We start from the raw sequence: 21,541 nt of genomic DNA on the forward strand, positions 1-21,541 counted from the left end.
CATGCTGTCTGTGACCTGGCTCCTCATCGCCGTGCCCTTGGTGAGCGCCTTCGTGCTGCTCCTGGCCGGGCGTCGAGCCGATGCCTACGGCCACTGGGTCGGCGTGGGCGCCTCCGCCTCCGCCTTCGTGGTGGGACTGATCGCATTCGTGCAGATGCTCGGGCTGCCGGGGGAGGAGCGCGCCACGAGCGTGCACCTGTCCTCGTGGATCCCCGGGACCGAGCTGAACCTCGACGCCGGTCTGCTCGTCGACCCGCTGTCGATGACGTTCGTGCTGCTCATCACGTTCGTGGGCACCCTGATCCACATCTACTCCGTCGCGTACATGGAGCACGATCCCGACCGCCGCCGGTTCTTCGCATACCTCAACATGTTCGTCGCCGCGATGCTCCTGCTGGTGCTCGCCGACTCGTTCCTGCTGCTGTTCGTGGGCTGGGAAGGCGTGGGGCTGGCGTCGTACCTGCTCATCGGGTTCTGGAACCAGCGCAACGAGTACGCCACCGCCGCGAACAAGGCGTTCATCGCCAACCGCATCGGCGACATCGGTCTCATCGTCGCCATGGGCCTGATGTTCTCCACGTTCGGCGCAGTCGACTTCGCCACGGTGTTCGACGCCGCCCCTCAGGCGACGGCTGCGCAGCTGACCGCGATCGGCCTGATGCTGCTGCTGGCCGCCTGTGGAAAGTCCGCGCAGTTCCCACTGCAGTCGTGGCTCGGTGACGCGATGGCAGGCCCCACGCCGGTCTCCGCGCTCATCCACGCGGCGACCATGGTGACCGCGGGCGTCTACCTGATCGTGCGCTCCGCGCCCATCTTCAACGGGGCTCCCGACGCACAGGTCGTGGTGGCTCTCGTCGGCGCCGTGACGCTGATCCTGGGTGCCCTCATCGGTATGGCCAAGGACGACCTCAAGAAGGCACTCGCCGCGTCCACCATGTCGCAGATCGGTTACATGATGCTTGCCGCGGGACTGGGGCCCATCGGCTACGCGTTCGCGATCTTCCACCTGGTCACGCACGGCTTCTTCAAGGCCGGGATGTTCCTTGGCGCCGGGTCCGTGATGCACGCGATGAACGACCAGGTGAATATGCGCCGCTTCGGCGCGCTGCGTGGAGCCATGGTCGTCACATGGGTGACGTTCGGGCTCGGATGGCTCGCTATCCTCGGCCTGCCTCCGTTCTCCGGCTTCTACTCGAAGGACAAGATCATCGAGGCGGCCTTCGTGGGCGAGGGCTGGCAGCCGTGGGTGCTCGGTGGAGCGGCCCTCGTCGGAGCCGGCCTCACCGCGTTCTACATGTCGCGACTGTTCTTCATGACCTTCCACGGCAAGGCCCGGTGGACGGACGACCAGCACCCGCACGAGAGCCCGCTGCTGATGACGGTGCCGATGATCATCCTCGCCGTCGGCTCGGCGTTCCTGGGGCTCATCCTCGCCTCGGGTGACCGTTTCACCCACTGGCTCGAGCCCGTCACGGGCCACGTCGAGCACCACGAGCCGGTGCTCCCGGTGCCGGTGCTGATCGGCGCCACCCTGGTGCTCGTGATCGCAGGCGTCGCCCTCGCCTGGCTCAAGTACGGAGGTCGCGACGTGGCGCTGGAAGCCCCGACCGGGTCGCTCGCCGCCATCACCGCGCGCAACGACTTCTTCCAGGATTCAGTGAACCGTGCCGCGCTCCAGCGGCCCGGACAGCACCTGACGCGCACCCTGGTCTACCTCGACGCCACTGTCGTGGACGGCGCCGTCAACAAGCAGGCACGCGGCTGGGCCGGTCTCGGCGAAGCCTCCCGGCGCCTGCAGAACGGCCAGGTCCGTTCCTACGCGGCGACCATGCTCGTGGGTCTCGTCATCGTCGCGCTCATCATCGTCGTGGGGGGTCGCTAAGTGTTCCCGTTCCTGACCATCCTCGTCGCCGTGCCGGTCGTCGGCGCCGTGCTGCTGTGGGCCCTGCCCGCATCGGCCCGCGGCCGCGCGCGCGAGATCGCTCTTGCGATCACCGGGCTCGAGCTCGCACTGTTCGCCGTCATGGCGCTGCAGTTCGACAAGTCCGATGCGGGCGCCTTCCAGTTCTCCGAGGTCTACTCGTGGATCCCCCAGATCGGCACCAGCTGGGCGCTCGGCGTCAACGGCTTGGGGCTGCTGATGATCGCGCTGTCCGTGATCCTGACGCCGCTGGCGATCCTCGCAGCCTGGCGTGAGGACAAGGACGAGTCGCGCCGACGTCACTACCTCGCGCTGATCCTGCTCAGCCTCGCATTCATGGTCGGCATCTTCGCCGCGCGCGACGTCTTCCTGTTCTACGTCCTCTTCGAGGCGATGCTCATCCCGCTGTACTTCATGATCGGCGGCTTCGGAGGCGCCCAGCGTCGCTACGCGGCCGTCAAGTTCCTGCTGTACTCCCTGGCCGGCGGACTCATCATGCTGGTCGCGGTGGTGGCCCTGTACTTCGTGGGCCCCGGTGGCGACCAGGCGTTCCTGACCGACAACCTCTCAGGGCTGGACCTGCCGGTCACGACCGAGCGATTGATGTTCCTGGCGTTCTTCCTCGCCTTCGCGATCAAGGCGCCGATGGTGCCGGTGCACACGTGGCTGCCCGACGTCGCCGAGACCGCCCGTGCGGGCACCACCGCGCTGCTCGTGGCCGTCCTGGACAAGATCGGCACCTTCGGCATGATCACGCTGTGTCTCACGCTGTTCCCGGAGGCCGCCCGCTGGGCGGCTCCCGTGATCATCGTGCTGGCCGTGATCTCGGTGGTCTACGGGGCGCTGCTGGCGATCGGCCAGCGCAACATGTTCCGTCTGGTCGCCTTCACCTCGGTGAGCCACTTCGGCGTGATGGTGCTCGGCATCTTCGCGTTCCAGGTGACGTCCATGGAGGGTGCGGCGTTCTACATGTTCAACCACGGACTGTCGACGGGTGCGCTGTTCCTGCTGGTCGGATTCCTGGTGTCGCGCTACGGGACCGCCGATGTCGACGCGTACGGCGGTCTCCAGAGGGTGATGCCGGTGTTCGCGGGCACCTTCCTGGTCGTCGGCCTCTCGGCGCTGTCGCTCCCGGGTCTGTCGCCGTTCGTGTCCGAGATCATGGTGTTCATCGGCGCCTACCCGGTGGCCGCTGCCGCGGTCATCGTCTCCGCCGTCTCCGTGGTCCTCGCTGCGCTGTACATCCTGCTGACATACAAGTCGGTGTTCACCGGCCCCGTCCGGGCAGACCTGGGGGAGGCGCGCGAGCTCACGCTGCGCGAGCGACTCGTCACCTGGCCGCTGGTGGGGCTCATGCTGCTGCTGGGCTTCCTGCCTGGCATCGCCATCGACTACCTGAGTGCGCCCGCGGCTGACGCGGTCGCCCAGGTCACCATCGAGGAGGCCGGCGCGTGAACTTCGTGACCCCCGAGATCGCATGGGCGCCGCTGGCGCCGATCCTGATCGTGCTCGTGGCCGCATCGGCCGCCATCCTGATCGAGGCGTTCATCCGCACGCCAGCGACCCGCCGCCTGGTGCAGCTGGCCGTGGCGCTGGTCGCGCTGGTCGCGGCGCTCGGCACCGCAGCGGTGCAATGGGCGCTCCTGGACGGCGCAGGCACGGTCGTCATGGATGGCATGATCACCGTCGACCGTCAGGCGCTTGCGTGGCAGTCGATGATCCTGGTGTTCGGCGTGCTGGGGATGATCCTCTTCGCCGCCCGCACTCGAGCCGGCGAGGAGTCGTTCACGCCGCTCGGATCGACGGCCCCGGGCTCGATCGAGGAGACGCTGGCGCGTCGCAAGGGCCTTCAGCTCACCGAGGTGTTCCCGCTCGGCCTGTTCGCGGTGGGCGGCATGATGCTGTTCACCTCGGTCACCGACTACATCTTCCTGTTCGTTGCGCTCGAGGTCTTCTCGCTTCCCCTCTACATCCTCGTGGCACTGTCCCGCCGCCGTCGCCTGCTGTCGCAGGAGGGTGCACTCAAGTACTTCCTGCTCGGGGCGTTCTCCTCCGCGATCTTCCTGTTCGGTGCCGCGCTGGTCTACGGTGCGACGGCCCACACCTCGTACTCCGCGGTCGCCTATGCGATGGAGCTCGGCGGAGCCAACGACGCGCTCCTCGTGACGGGTGCCGTGATGATCGTGGCCGGGCTGCTGTTCAAGATCGGCGCCGTGCCGTTCCACTCATGGACGCCCGATGCCTACCAGGGCGCGCCTACTCCCGTCACGGCCTTCATGGCGGCGGCCACCAAGGCCGCTGCCACCGCCGCGCTGCTGCGCATCATGTACACGTCGCTGCACCCGCTCGAGTGGGAGCTCAGCTGGTTGTTCTGGGCTGCGGCCATCGCCTCGATGGCGCTCGGCACCGTGCTCGCCCTCGTGCAGACGGACGTCAAGCGCATGCTGGCCTACTCCTCCGTGGCGCACGCCGGTTTCATCCTGGTGGCCTTCGCAGGGCTGGAGGGAGAGGCGCTCAGCGCGCTCCCGTTCTACCTCCTCGCGTACGGTCTGGCATCGATCGGCGCGTTCGCGGTGGTCACTCAGGTGCGTGAGCGCACCGAGGACGGCTCCGTCGGTGCCGAGGCGGTCCGGCTGGGCCAGTGGGCCGGCCTGGGCAAGCGCTCGCCGCTGCTGGCGGGTGCGATGAGCCTGTTCCTGCTGTCCTTCGCGGGCATCCCGCTCACCGCGGGATTCGTCGGGAAGTTCGAGGCGTTCTCCGCCGCGATCGCGGGCGGCGGCTGGCCGCTGGTGCTCATCGCGGTCGTCGCCTCCGCTGTCGCGGCCTTCTTCTACGTGCGCCTGGTGGTGCTGATGTTCCTCACGGACGTGCCCGAGGGCGCCGAGGACGACATCGCGGTCGAGGACAGCCCGCTCGTCCGGCTGGTGATCTGGGTCACGGCGGTCGCCACCGTGCTTCTCGGCATCCTGCCCGCCGGCGCGCTCGGGCTGCTCGAGGACGCCGCCGTGCTGCTGGTCTCGCTGGGGGCATGATCTGATGGCGCTGCCGCTCGGCTCAGAAGCGCTCGAGACTGCGCTGACCCCGCGGCTCGCGATCGTCGAGGAGCGGCTGCGAGACGCAGTCGCGCAGTCGGATCGCCTGGCGCACGCCACGTCGCGTCACCTGGTGGATGCGGGGGGCAAGAGGCTCCGGCCGATGCTCTCCCTCCTGACGGCACAGCTCGGCGACGGTGCGCGTCCCGAGGTGCTCGACGCCGCGGTGGTCGTAGAGCTCACTCACCTGGCCACGCTGTACCACGACGACGTGATGGACTCCGCTCCCACCCGTCGCGGCGCGCCCGCCGCGCATGAGGTGTGGGGCAACTCGGTGGCGATCCTCACCGGTGACCTGCTGTTCGCGCGAGCGTCGCGCGTGGTCGCGGGGCTTGGCCCCGAGGCCGTGCGCATCCAGGCCGAGACCTTCGAGCGGCTGTGCCTCGGTCAGCTGCACGAGACCGTCGGCCCGGACGACGGCGAGGACCCGGTGGAGCACTATCTGCAGGTGCTTGCGGACAAGACCGGATCGCTGATCGCGACGTCTGCGCTCTTCGGCGCCAAGTTCGGCGGCTGCGATGTGCGCACCGTCGACGCCGTGACCCACTACGGCGAACTCGCCGGTGTCGCGTTCCAGTTGGCGGACGACGTCATCGATGTGCGTTCCGATGCGGAGACCACCGGCAAGACTCCCGGCACCGACCTCCGCGAGGGCGTGCCGACCATGCCCGTGCTGCTGCTGCGCCGCCGCGTCGCTGAGGGCAAGGGGACGCCCGCAGACGCCGCGCTGCTCGAGGTCATCGACGGCGACCTCAGCGGGGACGAGGCGTTGACGGAGGCCGTGACCTCCCTGCGTGGCCACGAGGTCGTGGAAGAGACGAGCCAGTTGGCGCACGCGTGGGCCGGCCGTGCCAAGGACGCCATCGACGGGCTCCCCGAGGGCGACGTGAGGGACGCGTTGCTGACGTTCGCGGACGCACTGGTCGCCCGCGCTTCCTGAGCCCACCCCGCAGCGGCCGCCCTGCCTGGCCTGACGCGCATCGGCCCTCTCCGCCCCGACACTGCGAACCACTCTCTGCGCGACACGCCGTGCGCCGGAGCCGAATCGACCTCGCCTGCGGGGCGTCGGGTCAAGAAGTGGTGCGTAGTCTCAGCCAGGGAGAGCGGACAGGGGACTTGACCGGCTCGGCCCGCTCACTCCGGGCACCTCCCCACTGCCGCCACTGCCTGCCCCAACGGTTCGCCGACCGGCTCCGTTTGGCAGGGTAGAGAGAACACGGAGGGGGAGTGTCGATGTCGTCGTGGGAGCCGCTGGTGGAGCAGTTGGTGCGTGAGCGCGGCCCGCGACTGACGGCCTACGCGGCGCTGTTGGTCGGGCGCGACGGCGACGCCGACGACCTGGTGCACGACGCCCTCGTCAAGGTGTTCTCGAAACGGCGCCGCCTCGCGAGCGTGAACGAGGCCGAGGCCTACGTGCGCTCCGCGATGCCGAGCATCGTGATCGACCGCGCCCGCAGCGCCGCGAGCCGACGGCGTGCGGTGGACCGCGCCTTCGAACGAGGTCCCGTCCGCCCCGACCTCGAGGTCGGCCTCGACGTCCGGCGCGCGCTGCGCGAGCTGCCGCCGCGGGAGCAGGTGTGCGTGGTGCTGCGGTTCTTCGACGACCTGACGGTGCCACAGATCGCGGCCCGGCTGGGACTCGCGGACGGCACCGTCAAGCGCTACCTGCACGACGCGACCGCCACCCTGGCGCCGCTGCTGGACGTGACCGAGGACTGGGATGAGGAGCCGGTGACCGCAGACGTGGTCCCGGCCAGGGGAAGGGGACGATGATGCGAGAGCTGCGAGAGGTGATCCACGAGGCATTTGCCGGGCACGCCCGCGCGCTGGGGGACGGTGGCGTGGAGGTCGCGCCGTCCACTGCGCTCGACGACATCCGTCGGCGCCGGACTCGGCGCTCGGTGGCCGCAGTCGGTGGAGCCGTGGCGGCCTCTGGCGCGATCGCGTTCGCAGCCATCGCCATCCCTGGGTCGGTGGACGGTGGCACCACCATCGCCGCACCTGGCGGCACCGCTCCCGCGCCCAGCGGCGACGCCCCCGCCTGGTGCTACCTCGACGACTATCCTGCTCCCAATCCGGATGCGTGGGGCCCGGCCGGCTTTGTGGGCCGCGTATACGCGAACTATGTCGACGAGGAGTTCGTGTACGTGTCGCCGGATGGCGACGTGCAGCACATGGAGCGCAGCGGCGACGGAGCCTACGATGCCCAGGGCCCCGGCGGCCGCACCATCACCGCCCATGTCGATGGCGGCCTCACAGACGTGTTCACGCATCTTGCCATTGACTACTCCGACAATGGCAGCGCCGGTGGTTCGGCGTATCTCACCGACCCGGAGGGCCCCCGCCTGGGCTACGAGTGGACCACTGAGGCCCCCTCAGACGCGCCACCAGGGGTCAACCCCAAGCTGCTGATGGAAGTGCACACGAGCACACTGGGATTCGGTGGCACTGGTCTCGAACCATCCGTCGCTGGGGCCGATGCGGTGGTCGAGACGGTGTTCCGGTACGACGACGGCACCGAGGAGGCGGTGCGCATCGGTCGCGGGCATCCTGGAGCGAGCGTTCCGGAGTACGACGGCTTGGAGAGCGCCTCCATCAGGGCGACGCTGCCGGAGGGCGAGATCTACGAGATCACCTCGCAGTACGATCCGACGCAGACCTACGAGGCTGCGTGCGGAGTGCCGGTCCCGCCCGTAGGCGACGACACTCGAGACGACATCGACCCGAGTTCAGATCCCGAGCGTGACGAGTACGTCACCGGTCCCTACCTCGAAGGTCCCGAGTCAGTGACCTTCCAGTGCCTCGCGGCAGTGCCCGAGGACCTCGTCGCCGAGCCCACGGTGCTCGAGCGCCAGAGCGGCACCTACTACGACGTCGAGGAGGCCGGGCTCGAGTTCGACTTCGGCGACGGCGGCTACATCCTCGGCGCTCCTGAGGAGATGTTCCCCGGTGTCGACGGACCCGGCCCCCAGTACTCGGGATGGGGCGGCGGTTGGTCCGATCAGACGGGCGATCCTCACGGCGTCGTCACCTATGAGGCGCTGATCTGGGTCGATGAGGACGGCGCCATCATCGGTCGGCAGCAGCACGACGCCGACGACCGAGAGGGACTCGGGGGCGAGGACCTGTACTCGATCGGCGGCGGTGATGCCGGGGACCACCTCTGGTACATCGGCGACACCTCCGAGCTGGCGCTGCCGTGCGAGGGCGTCGACCCGGCCGAGGTCGAGAAGGCGGAGCTCGGTCTCATCTGGGGCTACGGACCGAGCGTCGACGACATGCGCTGGTCGGTGTTCTTCCCCGAGAGGGGCTAGACAGGCTTCGCCGGCTCGACGCGTGCCTCGCGGCGGCGCGGGCGCGCGCGCCAGCCGTCCACCGTGAGCACCACGAGTGCGACCCACACGAGGATGAAGCCGATCCACCGAGTCACCGGCATGGGCTCGCCGAAGTGCCAGACGGCCAGGATGAACATGAGGGTGGGCGCGATGTACTGCAACAGGCCAGTGACGTACAGCGGAAGCCGGCGGGCGCCGGCGGCGAACAGCAACAGCGCCCCGGCGGTGAATGCGCCGGTCGACCACAGCAGCACGTCGTGGCCGATCCCCAGTCCGGGCTCGCCGCGTGCCAAGAACGTGGCCTGGCCCGACTGGTGGATCCACGCGATCGCAGCCACCGCGACCGGCACCAGGACCGCGGTCTCGACCGTCAGGCCCGTGACGGCATCGACCTTGCCCCCCACCCGCTTCTTGATCAGGCCATACAGGCCGAAGGACGTCGCCAGCGCCAGGGCGATCCAGGGGAACTCCCCGAGGCCGAATCCGATCACGAGCACCGCGACCACGGCGATGCCGATGGCCACCAGCTGCAGTCGGCGGAGGCGCTCCCCCAGGAAGGCCACGCCGAGCGCCACCGTGAACAGCGGGTTGATGTAGTACCCGAGGGCCGCCGAGTTCACGTGGTCCGTCACGACGGCATACACATAGATGAGCCAGTTGATCGCGATGAACACGGCGGCCGCGCACAGGAGCAGCAGCGTGCGCCGGTCGGTCACGGCGGCCCGCAGGCGGGACCAGCCACCGATGACCGCGACGATCGCCGCGCATACCAGCACGGACCACAGCGCACGATGGGCCGTGATCTCGACTGCGCCCGCCGGCTGGAGCGCGTGCATGAGCAGGGGGAAGCCGCCCCACATCAGGTACGCGCCGGCGCCGAAGGCGAGCCCGGACCTGCTGAGGGATTCGCTCACCTCGCGATTGTGCCACCGGGACAGGCCTCGAACGGCCGATGCGGGGGTGGCCCGCGCGTCCGGTGCCAGTGCGGGTGCGCCTGGCACCGCCTCTCGCGTCGGGAGCGTGCGGGTCAGTCGAGCGAGCGCCTCATCAGCACCCGGGGCTTGCCGCCGCCCTTGGAGCTGGTCTCGGCCGCCTTCGCGAAGCCGTGTCGTTCGAACAGGGACACGGTGCCCACGTAGGCCGACGCGACGTCGATGCGATCACCGCCGGTGTCCGCGGGGTAGCCCTCGATGAGGGTCGCTCCCCGGGAGCGCGCGTAGTCGACGGCGCCGTCGAGCAGCACGCCCGCGAGCCCCTGGCGACGGTGGCCGGCGCGGACGACGAAGCACACGACCGACCACACGGGCTCGTCATCGAGCCGAGGGATCACGCGCGAGTGGACGAGCCGGTGGTAGGCGGAGCGAGGCGAGACCGAGCACCAGCCCACCACCTCGCCATCGCGGTAGGCGAGCACGCCCGGCGAGATGTCCTCCCCGCAGAGGTCGTGCAGCACGTCGGCGCGCGCCCGGGCGGGCTGATCCTTGATGCGGGGATCGCCAGCGCTGATGCGCATGGCCAGGCACCAGCACGACGGTGTGTCGAGGCTCGTGGGGCCCAGGACGGTCCGGACGTCCGGCCACCGGTCCTGGGTCGCAGGCAGGACGCTGAACGTGCCAGCACCCGTGCCCGTGTCGTCCTTCATGCGACCACCCTAGGGCGGTGCTCCGACACGGGCACGGGCGGCACCGCTCAGGTCAGCGGCGCGGACGGCTGCTCTCCGCCGCAGCGAGCCGCATCACTGTGCCGCCGCGATCCAGGCGAGCATGGCCGCACGGGAGTTGCCGTCGTCGATGCCTGAATCGGGCAACGCGGTGGCCTCGTCCCATGCCGCAGCGGCGTGATCCTGGCCTGCGAGTGCCTGGTACATCAGCAGGTAGTCGCCGAACGGCACGTCGTACCCTCCAGGTGCGGCAGCTTCGATCGACCGCAGTGTGGTCGCCACGGCCTCCTCGTCCTGCGGCGCGAGGTGCTGCTGGATGGGTGCCATCGGAATGAGCTCGATGCCGAGCATGGCGCTCGGCTCCGCGCTGAACCACGTGGCGTACTCGCGCTTGCCGCCCCACTGGAGCGCCACGATGTCGTGCTGGTAGTCCTCAAACCCGTCGAGATCAGGTCGCAGCCAGCGGCTGACGGCGGCATTCGCCTCGGCAGACAGGGTCCACCGTGCGGTGTCGGCGAGGGACTCGTCTCCGCGCGCCTGAGCCCAGGCCGCGACCCCGTTCCACGCGAGCACTGCCTCGGAGCTGGACTCCTGGTTGTTGCCGTCGCCGAACGGGGAGAACCCGCTCGCCCAGGAGTGGCCCGCGAACGGGTCGAAGGCACGCAGGGTGGGGAACGCGTCCGCGTCGGCCGGACTGGCGATGTCGGCCGCCACCAGGTCCATGACAGGCGCGAGCCCGTCCTCGAGTGACGGATCGCGTTCCAGAGCGACCGCCGCCGCGTTCAGCAGGTACCCGTAGTGGAAGTGGTGGTCGTTGAACTCTTCTGAGCCGAACGCCGCCTCGAGGCCGACCACGCCGCGCAGCTGCTCGTCGTACTCGAAGCATCGCTGCGAGCGGCGTTCGCAGCCGGCAGGGTCGGCCCAGGTGAGGAGCTCCTCGGACAGGACGCTGGCGAAGCCGTCCGCCAGTGCCGTCTCGCCGAGGGCATCCGCGATCGTCACCAGCATGGCGTGACGGTGCAGCGCCTTCGACCCGAAGTACGTGTCGGCGGGGAAGACCGGGGCGACCTGCGCCTCGGCCTCAAGAGCCGCGACGATCTCCGTGCGCTGCTCGTCGGTGATCCCCTCGAGGTCGAGCCCGAGGTCAGGCTCGACGGTGGGCACGGACCACGTGACAGTCGACGCCGAGCACGCCGCCATCTCGCCGTTGATGGAGGGATAGGTGCCGAGCTCGCAGTCGAGGCCCTCGGCACGTTCCTGCGGGACTGCCACGAGCGTCGGCTCGTCCTCGGGTGCGTACGCGAGAGAGGTGGTGGCCGATTCTTCGTCGACGCCGTAGGTCACGTCCACCCCGTCGACCGGAGCGCCGGCCGCAGCCGCGACGGCGCTGGGGTCGCCGCCGTCGGGAACCGCGAACATCTGCGCGTGGTCGCCCGACGAGAGCGTGACGGTGGCGCCGTCGACAGTGGCATTCGCGGCGGTGATGCCGTACGTCCGCTCTCCCGAGTCGATGGTCCACACGCCGTCGCCCGCGGGGGTGGGGGCGGGGGAGACCGTGAAGGACATGTCCGCCGTGGCCGTGATGCCCACCAGCGGCGAGCCCGCGGCGAGGCTCACCGAGGCGTCACCGTACGCAAGGGTCACGCTTGTGGTGTCCGCAGCTGTCGCGATGGGCAGTCCAGAAGCTCCGTCGATGGCCACCGTGACGTCGCTCGACGCGGGGCTCGCGATGGAGTTGCCGTCCACGGCCACGCCCACGTGAGGAACGCCCCAGGCGAAACCGCCGTCGGTCGAGTTGAACGACAGCGGAGCAGGGAACGCGATGAAGGGCTGGTCGCCGAACACCAGTCCGGAGTACCAGCGGTTCGTGGGGGGAGTCACGCCGTCGGCGACGCGTGCCGGCACTGCGGTCTGTCCGGCACGAACGGGAAGGAGTGACGGATCCGTCGTGTCCGGCCCCGCCACGGTGTCGCTCGCAGGCGCATACAGGTCGACGCGGCTCGCCGTACCGCCCGGCGCGCTCGCGCTCGGCTCGCCGTCAGGGCTGGCCGTCGGTCCGTCGTCATCGCCGCCGGCGCCGTCGCAGCCCGCCAGGACTACGAGTGCGCCCGCGATGGCCGCGGCGGCCCAGGTGTGTCGTCTCATGTGTCAAGTCCGATCTTTTCGAGGAAGTCTGTGGCGGCGTCGCGCAGGCCCGCGAGCGGGCCGTCGTCGCGGAGCTCGACCGTGGCGTTCACGGGCGTGCCGGGTGCCGTCAATCCTGCCGGATCGCTGTGCGCGATGCTCTCCGACGCGACACGCACGAAGGCGCGCGCCGCGCCGTCCTCGGTGGCGACCTCGATCTCGTCGACCGTGCCGGTCACCGTGGTGCGGTCCGGGAGGCGTACCTCGACCGGAGCTCCGATCTGGAGCCGGTCGAAGTCCCGCGGAGTCAGGAGGAAGTCGGCGCTCACGTAGAGCGAGTCGTCCTCGAAGACCTCGGCGACGATGCCCCCGGCGGGGATGTATCCGCCCACACCAGTGGGCACCGCTGCGACAGTGCCTGAGGCGCTCGCGGTGACCGTCCACAGGGGGCTGAACTCCTCGTCGTCGGACGCGGACGCACCTGATGCGGCGTCGCTCGACTCGGCGTCGGATGACACCTCCGAGGCCGACGGCTCGGGCGACGAGGCAACGGACGACTCTGCCGCCTCGTCCTGCGCGTCGGCGCGTGCCTCCATCTCGAGGTCGCGTTGGCGGCCCAGGCTGTCGATCGTGAAGAGCACGTCGCCCTCAGAGACGTAGGCGCCCTCCTCGACGTGCTGCTCGATGAGCTTGCCGCCGTAGTCGGTGCCGACGGGCAGCGTGTTCGCGGAGACCACGGCGCTCGCGGATGTGGCGCTCGACTCGCGCTCCGTGTAGACGTACGTGAGTGCGGCGATGAGGATGAGGACGCCCATCGTGCCGAACAGCATCTTGAAGCGAGTGGCCCAGGTCATGATGTCTCCTTCTCGAGGGTTGCGGTGCCACGGCCCCAGACAGGGGCGAACGCGGTCTCGGTCGGACGAGCCACCACGGTGCGGGTGGGCTTCGCGGCTGGCGTATGGGTGGCGGAGGGTGTGGAGAGTTGTCGGCCCTCACGCGCCGCCGCGACCAGGAAGGTCGCGAGGATGAGGGTGTTGGTGACGTTCCACGCCGTCGCCAGCGACACGGAGCCGTTGTCCAGGTCCCTGATGATGCCGACGACGGAGGTCAGCGCCAGGAAGACGAAGATCAGGACCTGCGGGACGATGAAGTTGAAGGGCGAACGGCCTTTGGCGGTGCCGGTGGCCTGCCACCCGACGTCCTTGCCGCGCAGCGCGTTGCCGAGGGCCTTGACGTAGATGGGGAAGGACACTGCCGCGAGCGTCAGCGTCTGCCACCGGAAGGACCCGAGCGTGTACCAGGCGAACAGGATCTGCAGCGCGTAGAAGCCCGCGTAGTACAGGAACCAGGTCATCGCCGACGTCTCGATCGTCATGGGCTGGAGATCGAGGAAGATCTCCATGGGCGGCAGCATGAGCAGGATCAGGGGCGCGATCCCCGTGAGGTAGAACGTCGCGGTGACGAGGTACTGCACGCGCTGCTCGAGACTCAGGCGGACGTCCCGTCGGAACGGATTGCGGGTGAGCAGGATCTCGAAGCCCCCGGTCGCCCAGCGCAGCTGCTGCTTCGAGTACGCCTCGATGGTCTCGGGTGCCTCGCCCACGGCGAGCACGTCGGGGATGAAGACGGACTTCCAGCCGGCCTCGTGCATCATCAGCGACGTCCACACGTCCTCGGATTTGGAATCGGTATAGATGCCGTCGACGTCCTCGACGGCTTCACGGCGGAAGATCACGTTGGTGCCCACGCAGAACGCCGCGTTGAAGCGGTTGCGCCCGGGCTGGATGAAACGGTAGAAGACGGCCTGCATGTATCCGGCTCCGCGCGCGATCGTGGTGCGCAGATTGCCGTAGCTCTGCGGCGTCTGCACGAACGCGAGACGCGCATCGGTGAAGAACGGCAGCGTCTCTTCGAGGAACTCGGGACGCGGCACGAAGTCAGCGTCGAACACAGCGAAGAACTGACCCTTCGCGAGCGTGAGCGCGTGGTTGATGTTTCCCGCCTTGGCGCCGCCGGACGTGAGGCGCCGCACATAGCGAGCGCCCTCGAGCGCCGCGAGGTCCCGCACCTCGTCGCTGCGACCGTCGTCGAGCACCCAGGTGGTGTGTCGACCGCGCACTCTCATGGCCGCGCGGACGGTGCCGCGAATGACCTCGAGATCCTCGCCGTAGGTGGTGATGAAGATGTCGACGCCGATGGGTGTGCCGCTGAGGTGCGGCTCACGCAGATGCGGCGGCTGGCGCTGCGCTGCGGAGTCCGATCCGTAGAGCCCGTCCTTCGCGTGGAAGTACGCGAAGTCCCGCGGATTGTGACCCCCCGAGAGGATGGTCCACATCCCGAAGAACGCCTGGGCCACGAGCACCGTCTCAGCGATGATGACCATCGTGTAGGGCAGCAGGTCGCCACGGTGATCGGGGTCGAGCAGGAAGCCGGCGTAGAGCAGGGTGCCGAGGGCGGCGACGCCGACCATCAGGAACATGATCGGGCTGGGTGCGGTGCCGGGCTCCGTCGGCGGGAGGGAGGGGGAGGGGTGATCTGTGGCAGGACGGGGTGCAGTCATATCGCTCTCCGGGGTCGGGAGGACGCAGGCATGCTGCGCAGCGGGAAGGAGTGGGTGGCGACGTCGCCGTGGCCGGCGCGATGGGGCCGGGCTTCGAAAGGTCGATTCGTCGTCAGTGGCGGTGGCGCCGCTCAGCGACGCCTTGCTCAGGCGGAGGCCGGCGTGAGGAGCACGGCCTGATCACCACTGTAGGCATGGCGCGTACTCAGACATGTCTCAGATGCGCTCGATGGCCCGTGTACCTGCGCTTTCACGGCGTCGGCCGCGGCGGGAGTCAGTGCGGAAGGCCGGAGTCCACCAGGCCGCGGCTCACCCGCAGGCGGTGCTGCACGCGCGCGAACACGAGCCGATCCACCGCCAGGGTGAAGGCCAGCACGATGAGGATGGTGGCCATCATCTCGGTCAGGTCGCCCGTCTCGCGAGAGCGCTCGATCACGTCGCCGATGCCAGTGCCGGACAGCGCGCCGGAGAAGATCTCACCGGCGACGAGGCACCGGAAGGCGATCGACCAGCCGAGCTCGAGCCCCGTCATGATGCCCGGCAGTGCGGCGGGCAGCACCACGTGACGGAGCAGCGAGCCCTGGTCCGCACCGAACGTGCGGCCGGCCCGGATGAGCAGCGGCGGTACGTTCTTCACGGCGGATCGCGTGGCCAGCATGATCGCGGGCATAGCGCCGATGCTGACGACAGCGGCGAGCGACCATGGGGACGTGCCCAGCACGACGGCGGCGACGGGGATCCACATCGAGGTGGGCATGCCCTGCAGCGCCGCGAGATACGGCGAGAGGCCGCGGTCCAGCCAGGTGCGGGAGCCGAGCAGGAGACCGAGTGAGACTCCGCCGATGGCGGCCACGATGAAGCATCCGGTCATGAACAGGGTGATGCGTCCGAAGATCGATGCGAGGTCGCCGTCGCCTGCCATCCGGACCAGTTCACTGGCGGTGGCGACAGGCGTGGGCAGGGCCTCCGAGAGGACCGACGCCAGCGCCCATGCGGCGAGGAGCACCAGCCCGGTGCCGACGATCGGCGTGGTGCGGCGCCACCACGGCGCGTCGCTGCGCACCTTGATGCTCGTGCCGTCGCGGGTGGGGACGCTAGATGTTGACATACGAGTCGCCCCCCTCGCGCGGAGCGGAGATGCCCAACTGGTCGGCTGCGTCCAGCAATCGGCGCACGGTCGCGGACAGGGTGACCACGCGCTCGGACTCCACGACCCGCGGCCGGTGCAGCGTCACCGGCACGTCCCCGATGATGCGCCCCGGCCCGGAGGACAGCACGATGACGCGGTCGCCCAGCGCGACCGCCTCGCGCACGTTGTGCGTGACGAACACGATGGTGATCCCCGTCTCCGCCCACAGTTCCTGGAGCTCGACGTGGAGCCGGTCGCGGGAGGGCGCGTCGAGAGCGCTGAAGGGCTCGTCCATGAGCAGCACCCGAGGGCGCATCGCGAAGGCGCGTGCGAGGGCCGCGCGCTGGCGCATGCCGCCGGACAGTTGATGCGGGTGCAGGTCTGCAGCGTCGGCGAGGCCGACCTTGCGGAGCCACGTCGCGACGGTGGCGTCGCGCTCCTCGGGAGGCACGCCGGCGTTCTTGAGACCGAACCCCACGTTGTCGCTCACCGACAGCCATGGGAACAGGGCGTGCTCCTGGAACACCATGACGCGGTCCGGTCCCGGGCCGCGCACCCCGGCCCCGGCGACGGTGACGTCGCCGCGTGCGGGTCGGGTGTGCCCGGCCACCAGGTCGAGCATGGTCGACTTGCCGCACCCGGAGGGCCCGACGACGCAGACGAACTCGCCCGCAGCGACCTCGAGATCGATGCCGTCGAGCGCGAGCCGGCCGCCGCGAGAGCCCGCAAAGGCCTGCGAGACCCCTCGCAGCGAGACCGGTGCGCTCATCAGATGGTCACGTGGGCATCGGCGCCGATGCCGGGCGCGGAGGCCCGCGCAGTTCCCGCGCCGATGGTGTTGCCGTCCTGAGGGTCGATGACGCAGAACGCACCCGTCCGGCGGTGACGGCCGTAGTCCTCGACCGCGAGCGGCTGCGCGAGCTGGAAGCGCACCACGCCGATGTCGTTCAGCAGCAGCTCGTGCCCGGTCGCGATCGACGAGTCGAGGGTGCCGCCGGGCAGCGAGATGTCGAGGATGCCATCGATGGCCGTGACCATCGCCTGCACGCGTGCCGAACCGTGCTGGATGAGCACCCGGTCCCGGACGCGCAGCGGCCGGTCCGTGAGCCACGCGACGTGCGCGTGGAAGGCGCGCTCGGGGGCCACGGCGTCTGCGGCGCTCGACAGCAGGTCTCCGCGGGCGACGTCGACGTCATCCGCGAGGCGGATCGACACCGACAGCCCGGTGTGCGCCTGGTCGAGAGGGCCGTCAGCCGTATCGATGCCCGCGACCGTGGTGCGGCGGCCGGATGGCTGGACGACGACGTCGTCTCCCACCCGGATCGTGCCCTCGGCTACCTGGCCCGCGTAGCCGCGGTACTCGCGATGCTCGGGCGAGATGGCCGCATCCTGCGGACGCAGCACCCACTGCACGGGCATGCGCCACCCGGTCTCGGTGGCGCGCGCCTGCTCGGCCGTGGGGTGGACGATTCCACGGCGGTGCGCCGCCGCGAAGTCGTCCGCGCCCTGGTCGATGCTCGGCACCGTCTCGAGCACCTCCAGCACGGTGGGGCCGTCGTACCAGGGCGTGAGGTCTGATCGCAGGGCGACGTTGTCGCCCTTGAGTGCACTGACCGGGACGGTGACCACGTTGGTGAGCCCCAGGGATTCCGCATGCGTCTGGACATGCTGGGTGATCGAGCGGAACGGACCCTGGGCATAGTCCAGGAGGTCGATCTTGTTGACCGCGACGATCACGTGCGGGACGCGCAGCAGCGCCGCCACCGCGAGGTGGCGCTTGGTCTGCTCCACCACTCCGTAGCGCGCGTCGATGAGCACCACCAGCGCATCGGCCGTCGAGGCACCCGTGACGGTGTTGCGCGTGTACTGCACGTGCCCGGGGCAGTCCGCGAGGATGAAGGTGCGCTGGGGAGTGGAGAAGTAGCGGTAGGCGACGTCGATGGTGATGCCCTGTTCGCGCTCGGCCCGCAACCCATCGGTCAGCAGAGCGAGGTCGACCTCCTCGCCGCCGCGCTCCTTCGAGACGCGCTCCATCGCCTCGTAGGCGTCGGCGAGGATCGACTTGGTGTCGTGGAGCAGGCGGCCCACGAGCGTGGACTTGCCGTCATCGACGGATCCGGCGGTGGCGAAACGGAGCAGGGACGTGCGCCGGGCGTCGGGGATGGATGCCGCGACGTCGGTGGTCTCCGGGGCTGTCATCAGAAGTAGCCTTCCTTCTTGCGGTCCTCCATGGCGGCCTCCGAGAGGCGGTCGTCTGCGCGCGTCGCGCCGCGCTCCGTGATGCGAGTGGCCGCGACCTCGGCGATGATCTCGTCGAGCGTCGAGGCGGTGGACTCCACGGCGCCGGTGCAGGACGCATCGCCCACCGTGCGGTAGCGCACTGACCTGGACTCGGGGGAGTCGGTGTCGCGCACGCGCACGCTCGGGTGCGGGGTGAGCCACATGCCGTCGCGCGTGAACACGTCGCGCTCGTGCGCGAAGTACAGACCGGGCAGGTCGATCTCTTCGCGCTGGATGTAGCGCCACACGTCCAGCTCGGTCCAGTTCGACAGGGGGAACACGCGCACGTGCTGTCCGGGCAGATGCTTGGGGTTGTACAGGTTCCACAGCTCGGGCCGCTGGTTCCGGGGGTCCCACTGTCCGAACTCGTCGCGCAGCGAGACGACCCGCTCCTTGGCGCGCGCCTTCTCCTCGTCGCGACGGGCGCCGCCGAAGACCACGTCGTAGCCGTGGTTCACGATCGCGTCGAGCAGCGGCACCGTCTGCAGCGGGTTGCGGGTGCCGTCCGGGCGCTCGCGCAGGCGACCGTCGTCGATGTAGTCCTGGACCTTCGCCACCTGCAGTCGCAGCCCGAGCCGCTCGACGGTGCGGTCACGGAACTCGATGACCTCGTCGAAGTTGTGGCCCGTGTCCACGTGCAGCAGCTCGAAGGGCACTCGTCCGGGCCAGAAGGCCTTGGTCGCGAGGTGCAGCACCACGACCGAGTCCTTGCCGCCGCTGAACAGCAGCACCGGCTTGCGGGCGGTGCCCACCGCCTCGCGGATGATGTGAATGCCCTCGGACTCGAGGGCATCAAGGGTGGTCAGGGTCGTCGTCACGTCGTCCTCGCTCATGTGTGAATCCCGCACTCCGTCTTTCCTTGCCCCGACCAGCGGCCTGCGCGCGGGTCCTCGCCCGGCGCAACCTTGCGGGTGCACGGCGCGCAGCCGATGCTGGGGTAGCCCTGGGAGGTGAGGGGGTTGCGAGGCAGGTCGTGGTCGACCTGGTAGCGCTCCACGTCGGCGTCGTCCCAGCGGGCGAGCGGATTGACCTTGACCAGCCCGTGCTTCTCGTCCCAGCTCACCACTGGCATCTGCGATCGCGTGACGGCATCGACCCGGCGCGCGCCCGTGACCCAGGCGTCGTAGCCCGCGAGGGCGCGCGCGAGCGGGTCGACCTTGCGCATGAAGCAGCACAGATTGGGGTCGCGCGCGAACAGGTCCTTGCCGTACTCGGCGTCCTGCTCCGCGACCGTGAGCGTCGGCATGACGTCGACGATGGTGATGGGGAACTCCTGGGCCGAGCGCTCGCGAGTGTCGAGCGTCTCCTGGAAGTGGTACCCCGTCTCGAGGAACAGCACGTCCACGCCCGCAAGCCGCGCGCCGAACATGTGGGGCAGGATCGTGTCCTGCATCGACGAGGCGACGCCGAGCCCGGTTCCGAACGTCGCCACCGCCCAGTCCGCGATGTGGGTGGCGGAGGCGTTCTCGAGGCGCGACGCGACGGCCGCGCAGGTCTCGGCGTTCCACTCGCGAGGGTTGAGAGCGGTCAGTGCCGCGGCACCGGAGAGGGACGGGATGGTCACGTGATGAGCTCCTCGTCCGCCCTGAAGGCCCAGTCGGCGAACGTCTCCTCGGGGCCCTCGCGGTCCGCCAGGTAGTGCGTGGTGACGCGCTGGACGTAGTCGGGCATTCCGATCTGCGTCACCTTGTGGCCGCGAATCTTGCGGCCGAAGTCGTTGTCCTCGCCGCGACCGAGCCGGCCGCCCAGGTGCACCTGGAAGCCCGGAACCTGCTCACCGGACTCCTCGTCCAGCACGAGCTGACCCTTGAACCCGATGTCCGCGATCTGCACGCGGGCGCACGAGTTGGGGCAGCCGTTGACGTGCACCGTGATGGGGTTGTCGAGAGTGGGGAACTGCTGGTCGAGCACCTTCACGACCTCCCGCGCGGTGGCCTTGGTCTCGACGATCGCGAGCTTGCAGTACTCGATGCCGGTGCAGGCGATGACGTTGCGGTGGAACTCGCCGGGGTCGGAGTCGAGCTCGAGCGCGCGCAGTCCGTTGACGACGTCGCTGACCTTGTCCTGGTCCACGTCGAGCACCAGGATCTTCTGCAGTGGCGTGAGGCGGATGCGGTCGGAGCCGACCTTCTCTGCAACGTCGGCGATCGACTGCATCTTGGTGCCGGAGACGCGGCCCGCGACCGGGGCTACGCCCACGTACCAGCGGCCGTCGGCCTGCTCGTGGATGCCGACGTGGTCTCCGCGGTCTCCCGGGACTCCCACCTGGGGGGCGGGCCCCTGGGGGAGCTCGTAGCCGAGGTAGTCGTCCTGCAGCACCTGCAGGAACTTCTCGGCACCCCAGGCCTTGACGAGGAACTTGAGACGCGCGCGCGTGCGCAGGCGGCGGTAGCCGTAGTCGCGGAAGATGCTGACGACGCCCTTCCAGACCTCGTGCGCGATCTCGGGCTTCACGAAGACGCCCAGTCGCACGCCGAGGAAGGGGTTCACGGACAGTCCTCCGCCCACCCACAGGTCGTAGCCCACGCCCAGCTCGGGGTGCTCGACCGCGCAGAACGCGACGTCCTGGACCTCATGGAGGATGTCGGGCACCGGCTGGCCGGTGAACGCGGTCTTGAACTTTCTCGGCAGGTTCGAGAACTCAGGAGAGCCGATGTAGCGCTCCTTGATCTCGTTGATCTGCGGCGTGGGATCGATCAGCTCGTCCTTGGCGACGCCCGCGACGGGGGACCCGAGGATCACGCGTGGGACATCCCCGCACGCCTCAGTGACGAGCAGGCCCACCTCCTCGACGCGCCGGAAGATCTCGGGAACGTCCTCGATGCGGATCCAGTGCAGCTGGATGTTCTGACGGTCGGAGACGTCGGCGGTGTCGCGGCCGAACTCCTCGGAGATGCGTCCGATCTCGCGCGCCTGCGCGACGGACAGCTGCCCGCCGTCGGAGCGGATGCGGAGCATGAAGTACTCGTCGTCGAGCTGGTGCGGCTCGAGGATCGCCGTCTTGCCGCCGTCGATGCCCTGACGGCGCTGCGTGTACAGGCCCCACCAGCGGAAGCGGCCGCGCAGGTCTCCCGGTGGGATCGACCAGAAGCCCCACTTCGAGTACATCGACTCGATGCGCTCGCGCACCCGCAACGGGTCGCCGGTGGACTTCATCTCCTCGTTGGGGTTCAGCGGAGTGCGGTCGCCTGCGGCCCACTGGCCGTCCTTGGAGGCGGTGTTCTTGCGCTGAGAGGCCTCTCGGGTGCGCATCTCGCGCGCCTCCTCGCGGTGGCGTCGGCGTTCGGCTGCCTCAGCGATCTGGGCAGGCGTGCGCGCGGTGGCGCTGGTGGCATCGGCGTCAGTCACCGAGACTCCTCGACTCGTCGTGTTCTGGGAGCGAGGCCGTGCGAGCGCGTCTGGTCCGCGCTCGAAAGGCCGAGCGCCCAGGGCTACAGGTG

At 69.5% G+C, this 21,541-nt stretch carries 17 protein-coding genes; 6 read left to right on the forward strand and 11 right to left on the reverse strand.

The window, feature by feature from the left end:
- The first annotated feature begins 1 nt into the window (after position 1).
- The 6 genes from nuoL (at position 2) to AOP72_RS01340 (ending at position 8,327) form a co-directional block, all read left to right on the forward strand.
- Complete coding sequence (gene nuoL / locus AOP72_RS01315; RefSeq protein ID WP_062131313.1) at positions 2-1,882, forward strand: NADH-quinone oxidoreductase subunit L; 1,881 nt, start codon at positions 2-4, stop codon at positions 1,880-1,882.
- The gene (locus AOP72_RS01320; RefSeq protein WP_062131316.1) at positions 1,883-3,376 is read left to right on the forward strand and encodes an NADH-quinone oxidoreductase subunit M; all 1,494 of its coding nucleotides are present in this window, start codon (positions 1,883-1,885) and stop codon (positions 3,374-3,376) included. It abuts the gene before it with no gap.
- On the forward strand, positions 3,373-4,953 hold the full coding sequence (nuoN, locus tag AOP72_RS01325; protein WP_062131318.1) for an NADH-quinone oxidoreductase subunit NuoN: 1,581 nt from the start codon (positions 3,373-3,375) through the stop codon (positions 4,951-4,953). Before AOP72_RS01320 ends, nuoN begins: the two co-directional genes overlap by 4 nt.
- A 4-nt stretch (positions 4,954-4,957) precedes the next feature.
- The gene (locus AOP72_RS01330; protein ID WP_062131322.1) at positions 4,958-5,953 is read left to right on the forward strand and encodes a polyprenyl synthetase family protein; all 996 of its coding nucleotides are present in this window, start codon (positions 4,958-4,960) and stop codon (positions 5,951-5,953) included.
- Positions 5,954-6,246: 293 nt separating this feature from the next.
- Complete coding sequence (locus AOP72_RS01335) at positions 6,247-6,786, forward strand: RNA polymerase sigma factor (RefSeq protein WP_084631823.1); 540 nt, start codon at positions 6,247-6,249, stop codon at positions 6,784-6,786.
- On the forward strand, positions 6,786-8,327 hold the full coding sequence (locus AOP72_RS01340; RefSeq protein ID WP_152650207.1) for a hypothetical protein: 1,542 nt from the start codon (positions 6,786-6,788) through the stop codon (positions 8,325-8,327). Before AOP72_RS01335 ends, AOP72_RS01340 begins: the two co-directional genes overlap by 1 nt.
- Here the strand turns inward: AOP72_RS01340 and rarD are convergent.
- The 11 genes from rarD to AOP72_RS01395 all read right to left on the reverse strand — a co-directional run bounded on the left by rarD (position 8,324) and on the right by AOP72_RS01395 (position 21,353).
- Positions 8,324-9,262 carry an EamA family transporter RarD gene (gene rarD, locus AOP72_RS01345; protein WP_062136644.1) on the reverse strand — a complete coding sequence of 313 codons (939 nt, stop codon included), beginning with the start codon at positions 9,260-9,262 and terminating at the stop codon, positions 8,324-8,326. The genes AOP72_RS01340 and rarD overlap by 4 nt on opposite strands.
- Before the next feature lie 113 nt (positions 9,263-9,375).
- Complete coding sequence (locus AOP72_RS01350) at positions 9,376-9,990, reverse strand: GNAT family N-acetyltransferase (protein ID WP_062131333.1); 615 nt, start codon at positions 9,988-9,990, stop codon at positions 9,376-9,378.
- Between the two features lie 93 nt (positions 9,991-10,083).
- Positions 10,084-12,153 carry a glycosyl hydrolase gene (locus AOP72_RS01355; protein WP_062131337.1) on the reverse strand — a complete coding sequence of 690 codons (2,070 nt, stop codon included), beginning with the start codon at positions 12,151-12,153 and terminating at the stop codon, positions 10,084-10,086.
- Entirely contained in the window at positions 12,150-12,986 is an 837-nt protein-coding gene (locus AOP72_RS01360) for an HlyD family secretion protein (protein ID WP_062131340.1), read from the reverse strand. The genes AOP72_RS01355 and AOP72_RS01360 overlap by 4 nt, the downstream gene beginning before the upstream one ends.
- Positions 12,983-14,692 carry a glycosyltransferase family 2 protein gene (locus AOP72_RS01365; protein ID WP_084631100.1) on the reverse strand — a complete coding sequence of 570 codons (1,710 nt, stop codon included), beginning with the start codon at positions 14,690-14,692 and terminating at the stop codon, positions 12,983-12,985. The genes AOP72_RS01360 and AOP72_RS01365 overlap by 4 nt, the downstream gene beginning before the upstream one ends.
- Before the next feature lie 274 nt (positions 14,693-14,966).
- Positions 14,967-15,800 (reverse strand): ABC transporter permease, encoded by an 834-nt coding sequence (locus tag AOP72_RS01370; protein ID WP_084631102.1) that lies wholly within the window; start codon positions 15,798-15,800, stop codon positions 14,967-14,969.
- Positions 15,787-16,590 carry an ABC transporter ATP-binding protein gene (locus AOP72_RS01375; RefSeq protein ID WP_062131349.1) on the reverse strand — a complete coding sequence of 268 codons (804 nt, stop codon included), beginning with the start codon at positions 16,588-16,590 and terminating at the stop codon, positions 15,787-15,789. Before AOP72_RS01375 ends, AOP72_RS01370 begins: the two co-directional genes overlap by 14 nt.
- The gene (locus tag AOP72_RS01380) at positions 16,590-18,020 is read right to left on the reverse strand and encodes a sulfate adenylyltransferase subunit 1 (RefSeq protein ID WP_062131351.1); all 1,431 of its coding nucleotides are present in this window, start codon (positions 18,018-18,020) and stop codon (positions 16,590-16,592) included. Before AOP72_RS01380 ends, AOP72_RS01375 begins: the two co-directional genes overlap by 1 nt.
- Positions 18,020-18,934: a sulfate adenylyltransferase subunit CysD gene (gene cysD / locus AOP72_RS01385; protein WP_084631104.1), complete on the reverse strand. Its 915-nt coding sequence runs from the start codon at positions 18,932-18,934 to the stop codon at positions 18,020-18,022. Before cysD ends, AOP72_RS01380 begins: the two co-directional genes overlap by 1 nt.
- A complete protein-coding gene (locus AOP72_RS01390) occupies positions 18,931-19,665 on the reverse strand; it encodes a phosphoadenylyl-sulfate reductase (RefSeq protein ID WP_238581571.1) in 735 nt (244 codons plus the stop codon). Before AOP72_RS01390 ends, cysD begins: the two co-directional genes overlap by 4 nt.
- Positions 19,662-21,353, reverse strand: coding sequence for a nitrite/sulfite reductase (locus tag AOP72_RS01395; protein ID WP_062136646.1), 1,692 nt, complete (start codon positions 21,351-21,353; stop codon positions 19,662-19,664). The genes AOP72_RS01390 and AOP72_RS01395 overlap by 4 nt, the downstream gene beginning before the upstream one ends.
- Between the last annotated feature and the right edge of the window lie 188 nt (positions 21,354-21,541).

The sequence above is a fragment of the Demequina aestuarii genome, assembly GCF_000975095.1.
Classification (GTDB): Bacteria; Actinomycetota; Actinomycetes; order Actinomycetales; family Demequinaceae; genus Demequina; species Demequina aestuarii.